The organism is Nonomuraea sp. NPDC001684 (assembly GCF_053596515.1).
Window position 1 is genome coordinate 1 of the sequence record NZ_JBSFGJ010000563.1, and the last position, 5308, is coordinate 5308.

Consider the following 5308-nt stretch of genomic DNA (forward strand, 5'->3'; position numbering starts at 1 on the left):
CGCTACGAGGGCCGGCCGCTGCCCGTGCGCGAGCTGCCCGCCGACGCCGACGTGCTCACCGGGTCGATGCTCGACCGGGTCAACCACAGCTCGGCCGCCCACTACGACGTGCCCAGGGCGGCCGAGGCGTTGTCGCTGCACCCCAACACGCTCAGGTACCGGCTGCGCCGCATCGGCGAGCTGATCGCGCTCGACGAGCCCGACGTCCGGCTCGTGCTGGGCCTTCAGCTGCGGCTGGCCGAGATCGGGGCGTCCGGCGCGGGCGACGGTCAGAGCCCGGCGTCCGGCACAAACGGCGGCGGCTGAAGTTGGGCTTGCGCGCCAACGATCCGGCGGCGGTCCGGCGGAATGCTGGTGCCATGCTCGATATCCGCATCCTCCACGGGACCTCCGAGTTCCAGGCCGCCGACCGGCTGCTGCGCCGCGTCTGGAACACCAGGGCGGGCGACGACCCGCCGGTGGCCGTCGACCTCATGTGCGCCCTTGAGCACACCGGCGGTTACGTCGGCGGCGCCTTCCTCGACGGCGTGCTCGTCGCCGCCGCCTCCGGGTTCCTCGCCGAGGGGGGCAGCCTGCACTCCCACGTCGTGGGCGTGGCCGCCGAGGCGCGGGGCCGGGGGATCGGCCAGGCGATCAAGGCGCACCAGCGCACGTGGGCCGCCGAACGCGGCCTGAACTCCATCTCCTGGACCTTCGACCCGCTCGTCCGCCGCAACGCCTTCTTCAACCTCGCCCGGCTCGGCGCGCGGGCCGAGCGGTACGTGCCCGACTTCTACGGGCCGATGAACGACGGCATCAACGGCGGCGACGTCACCGACCGCCTGTTCGCCCACTGGCCCGTCGACCCGGCCCCTTCTCCGGAGCGGTCGGCCCCGGGCGAGTCCCGGAAGGCCGAGGTGATCCTCGACGAGAGCGGTGCGCCGCGCGAGCCGGGCGGCGCGGCCGTGCTGCGCTGCGCCACGCCCGCCGACGCCGAGCGGCTGCGGCGCGAGCAGCCCGCGGAGGCCGCGCGGTGGCGGGCCGCCCAGCGGGCCGCCCTGGGCGGCGCGCTCGCCCGCGGCTACCGGATCGCCGCCTTCACCAGGGACGGCTGGTACGTGCTGGAGCGCGCGGCATGAGGATCGCCGAAGCCGAGCTGCGCACGGTCGCGCTGCCCCTGATCACCCCGTTCCGCACCTCGCTCGGCACGCAGACCGTGCGCCGGGCGCTGCTGGTGCGCGTGCGCGGCGCCGAGGGGGAGGAGGGCTGGAGCGAGTGCGTGGCCGACGACGAGCCCACCTACAGCCCCGAGTACCTGGAGGGCGCGGCCGACCTCATCCGCCGTTTCCTGCTGCCCGCCCTGTTCGCGGTGCCGCGCCTCGACCCGGCCGGCGTCGGGCCCGCGCTGGCGCACCTGCGCGGCCATCCGATGGCCAAGGCCGCCGTCGAGACGGCCGTCCTGGACGCGGTGCTCAGGGCGCGCGGCCTGTCGCTGGCCGCCCACCTGGGAGGGGTGCGGTCCAGCGTGCGCGTCGGCGTGTCCGTCGGCATCGCGGACACCCTCGACGACCTGCTCGACACCGTGGACCGGCACATCGGCGCCGGGTACGCCCGGATCAAGCTCAAGATCGAGCCCGGCTGGGACCTGGAGCCGGTGCGGCTGGTGCGCGAGACGTTCGGGCCCGGCCTGATGCTCACCGCCGACGCCAACACCGCCTACACCCCCGCCGACGCCCGCCACCTGGCCCGCCTGGACGCCTACGGCCTGACCATGCTGGAGCAGCCCTTCGCCCCGGACGACCTGGACGGCCACGCCCGGCTCGCCGCCCGCATGGACACCCCGATCTGCCTGGACGAGTCGATCACCTCGGCCCGCTCCGCCACGGCCGCGATCAGGGCGCGCGCCTGCTCGATCATCAACATCAAGCCCGGCCGGGTCGGCGGCTACCTGGAGTCCCGCCGGATCCACGACCTGGCCCTGGCCGCGGACGTGCCGGTGTGGTGCGGCGGGATGCTGGAGACCGGGCTCGGCCGGACGGCGAACCTGGCGCTGGCCAGCCTGCCCGGCTTCACGCTGCCGGGCGACATCTCGGCGACGGCCCGCTACTACGAGCGTGACATCACCGCGCCGATCGAGCTGACCGGCGACTCCATCGTGGTGCCCGACGGCCCCGGCGTCGGCGTCACGCCGGACCCGGACGCCCTGGCGGCCTTCACCACCGACCCGCCCGTCCGCGTCACCCCCGCCGGGTGAGACGGTCGGGCGTGGGCTGACCGGACGTTGTCACTCCTGCTCGACGAGGTGGTCGAGCAGGATCTGGCTGATGTCGGCGAGTTGCCGCAGCTGTTCCGCGGTGAGCAGGTCGACCAGGTGCTCACGGACGCTGGCCACGTGCTTCGGGGCGGCCGCCCGGAGCGCGGCGTGCCCGTCGTCGGTGAGCACGGCCAGCCACCCGCGCCGGTCGCCGGCGTAGTGCTCCCGGCGCACCCACCCCTTCTGCTCCAGCTTGTTGACCGCGTGCGAGATGCGGCTCGGCTTGGAGTTGGTCCACTGCGCCAGCTCGCTCATGCGCATCGTGCGCCCGGGGGCCTCCGACAGCAGGACGAGCAGCTCGTAGTAGGTGGGCGGCATGTCGGCGGCCGCCATCAGGTCGCGTTCCAGGCGGTCGGTCAGCAGGCGGGTGGCCAGCCCGAACCTGCGCCACGCCTGCTGTTCGTCGTCGTTGAGCCAGCGGGTCATGCCCCGATCGTACTGGAAGGTTGCGTGCTGAAATAAATCTAGGTACTGTCGTGCCGAATCTTCCAGTGCTGAACTAATTGGAGTGCGACATGTACCCCAGCGAGCTGAGCGGCGACTACACCTTCGACCCGGCCCACAGCCGGTTCGGGTTCGTCGCCCGCCACGCCATGGTGACCAAGGTGCGCGGCAGCATCCCCGTCCAGGAGGCCACCGCCCGCCTGGACGCGGCGAACCCGGCGGCCTCCGCCGTCCGCGTGGTGCTCGACGTGGCCGGCATCCAGACCGGCAACCAGATGCGCGACGGCCACCTGCGCACCGGCGACTTCCTCGACGCCGCCGCCCACCCGCACATCGTCTTCGAGTCCACGTCCGTCAAGCACGCGGGTGGCGACGCCTTCGAGGTCACCGGCGACCTGACGATCCGCGGGGTGACCCGGCAGGTCACCGTCCCGCTCGACTACACCGGCACCGCCGTCGACGCCCAGGGCGTGACCAGGGTCGGCTTCGAGGGCGGCACGGCGATCAACCGCAAGGACTTCGGCATGACGTACAACGCCGCGCTGGAGACCGGCGGCGTGATGATCTCCGACCGGATCACCCTGGAGTTCGACATCTCCGCCGTCAGGTCCGCCTGAGCGCGCGCCCGAGGTTTCTCAGCGTCCCAGCCAGGCGTCCAGGCGGGACAGCAACTCCGCCGTGGGGATCCTGCCGCCCGTCGATCCGGCGTACACGGCCCGGCAGGGCGCGCGCCAGACCCGCACCTCGGCGACGGCGCCGGTGGTGTCGCCCACCCACACCACGTCGAGGGCGGCCGGGCGGGTGAACCTGCCCAGGCCGCAGTCGGTGGCGTTGGTGACGCTCTCCGTTCCGCCACGGTCGGTCACCGTGTCCACGGCCGTCGAGACATTGAGCAGCGACCGCACGGATTCAAGATCATCCGGGACGCGGGCCTGGGCCCGTAACCGCAGCACGTCCCCGTCGAGCCGGTACCGGCAGGCGGCGGCGGCCGACAGCGGGCTGGGCAGGAGGGCGCGCCACCGGAAGCCGCGGTTGGCGGCGACGTCGTCGCGCGGCCAACCGCGCGGGCGGGTCAGGTCGATGTCGGCGGCCGGCAGCGCGTCCGCGCACCCGGGAAGCCGCACGAGCGCCGGCCGCGCCTCCAGTTGCGCCCGGTAACGGCGGAGGAAGGCGTCGCTCGGATCGCCGAACCGCGTCCGGCCCGCGTACCGGGCGGTGCCGCAGTTGCGATCGACCAGCACGACGGCGGGCCGGCGCACGTTCCCGTAATGCACGACGAAGGACAGGCTCGTGCCGTAGCCGACCAGGGTGCAGATCTCGCCGAGGTGGAGGTCGTCGCCCAGGACGCGCCCCTTGGCCGACTCGCGCCGGCGCAGCTCGGCCTCCAGCGCGTCGCGCGTGGGCAGGCCGTTGAGCTCGGAGACCATCGCGCCGACCCCGTCGGTGAGCCTCCTGACCGCCCCTGCCGCCTGCCCTTGGGACGACGGCAGGGGCAGCTCGCACATCGTCACCGACACGGCGCCGTCGGCGGGCACCAGCTCCCCGGGCCGGTCACCGCGCTCCCACCCGCCGGCGGACGAGACCGGACAACCGCCGGCTCCTGGCCGCGGGCCCCGGGCGTTCAGCGGAAAGGCGGCGGAAGCCGCCAGCACCAGCGCGACCACACCCGCGACCACCCGGCCGACGCGCAGCAACATGCCAGCAATGTACGCGCCGGAACCCGGTCGGACCGCCTCTCCGGGAGGACTGCTTCACCGGGAGGGCTGCCCGGTGTCGTCGTGCCGGTGGGCGGTGGCGTCGGTGCGGGCGCCGGACAGGATGGCGTCGAGCAGGCCGGGGTAGCGGGCGTCCAGGTCCTCGCGCCGCAGGACGAGCAGGTTCTCCCGGCCCGACGGCTGCTGCCAGATCACCCCGCTGTCGCGCAACACCCGCCAATGGTGGGTCATGGTCGACTTCGCGGTGATCCCCAGCGTGTTCAGCACGCTGGTGCAGTTGTGCTCACCCCCGGCGTCGAGGATGCGGACGACGGACAGCCGCACGCCGTTCCCCAGCGCCGACAGCACGTCTTCGACCCGGATCTGATCAGGGTCGGGATGACGGAAAGCCATGGTCCAACTGTACCGCGACTGTCGAACAATCCCCTTCCGGTCTGGCATAGTACGACCGTACGTAAATCATCGTACGATCGTTTCGTGCGGCGGGCTTCCGCGTGCCCGCTCACCGGCTCCCTCCGAAGGGCGTTCCATGTCCACACCATCCACGCTGCCCGCGTCCGTCGCGGACGGCGTCAAGCCCCGGCTCGGCTGGACCCTGGCGCTGCTCGCCCTGGCCCAGCTCATCTACGCGCTCGACCTCAACATCGTCTTCGTCGCGCTCCCGCGGATCGGCGCCGACCTGGGCTTCCCCGGCCAGACCCAGCAGCTCGTGGTCAGCGCGTACGTCGTCTTCGCCGGCGGCTTCCTGCTGTTCGGCGGCCGGGCGGCCGACCTGCTCGGAGCCCCAGAACCCGGTCTGCAGGCCGGCGCTGTACTCGCCGCTGACCAGCAGCACCTGGCGGCCGAAGAGGTTGTC

The 5308-nt window shown here is 73.2% G+C and carries 7 protein-coding genes and 1 pseudogene; 5 read left to right on the forward strand and 3 right to left on the reverse strand.

Features of this window, described 5'->3' with window-relative positions; all coding sequences use genetic code 11:
* From ACWCSD_RS47125 to menC, 3 genes are all read left to right on the forward strand, one after another.
* A partial coding sequence (locus ACWCSD_RS47125; protein ID WP_449925435.1) for a helix-turn-helix domain-containing protein occupies positions 1-306 on the forward strand: 306 nt, incomplete at its 5' end.
* Between the two features lie 53 nt (positions 307-359).
* Positions 360-1118: a GNAT family N-acetyltransferase gene (locus ACWCSD_RS47130; protein ID WP_397158544.1), complete on the forward strand. Its 759-nt coding sequence runs from the start codon at positions 360-362 to the stop codon at positions 1116-1118.
* Positions 1115-2233 (forward strand): o-succinylbenzoate synthase, encoded by a 1119-nt coding sequence (menC, locus tag ACWCSD_RS47135; RefSeq protein ID WP_387674167.1) that lies wholly within the window; start codon positions 1115-1117, stop codon positions 2231-2233. The genes ACWCSD_RS47130 and menC overlap by 4 nt, the downstream gene beginning before the upstream one ends.
* Before the next feature lie 30 nt (positions 2234-2263).
* Here the strand turns inward: menC and ACWCSD_RS47140 are convergent, their stop codons facing one another.
* A complete protein-coding gene (locus tag ACWCSD_RS47140) occupies positions 2264-2719 on the reverse strand; it encodes a MarR family winged helix-turn-helix transcriptional regulator (protein WP_449925440.1) in 456 nt (151 codons plus the stop codon).
* 89 nt (positions 2720-2808) lie between these two features.
* On the opposite strand from ACWCSD_RS47140, the gene ACWCSD_RS47145 reads away from it, so the two are divergent.
* Positions 2809-3354 carry a YceI family protein gene (locus ACWCSD_RS47145; protein WP_397158539.1) on the forward strand — a complete coding sequence of 182 codons (546 nt, stop codon included), beginning with the start codon at positions 2809-2811 and terminating at the stop codon, positions 3352-3354.
* 18 nt (positions 3355-3372) lie between these two features.
* Here ACWCSD_RS47145 and ACWCSD_RS47150 read toward each other — a convergent pair whose 3' ends face one another.
* On the reverse strand, positions 3373-4434 hold the full coding sequence (locus tag ACWCSD_RS47150; RefSeq protein ID WP_449925444.1) for a hypothetical protein: 1062 nt from the start codon (positions 4432-4434) through the stop codon (positions 3373-3375).
* A 54-nt stretch (positions 4435-4488) separates the two neighbouring features.
* Positions 4489-4845 (reverse strand): ArsR/SmtB family transcription factor, encoded by a 357-nt coding sequence (locus ACWCSD_RS47155; protein ID WP_449925447.1) that lies wholly within the window; start codon positions 4843-4845, stop codon positions 4489-4491.
* A 136-nt stretch (positions 4846-4981) separates the two neighbouring features.
* On the opposite strand from ACWCSD_RS47155, the pseudogene ACWCSD_RS47160 reads away from it, so the two are divergent.
* Positions 4982-5308 (forward strand): annotated as a pseudogene (locus ACWCSD_RS47160) (hypothetical protein); the annotation flags it as partial.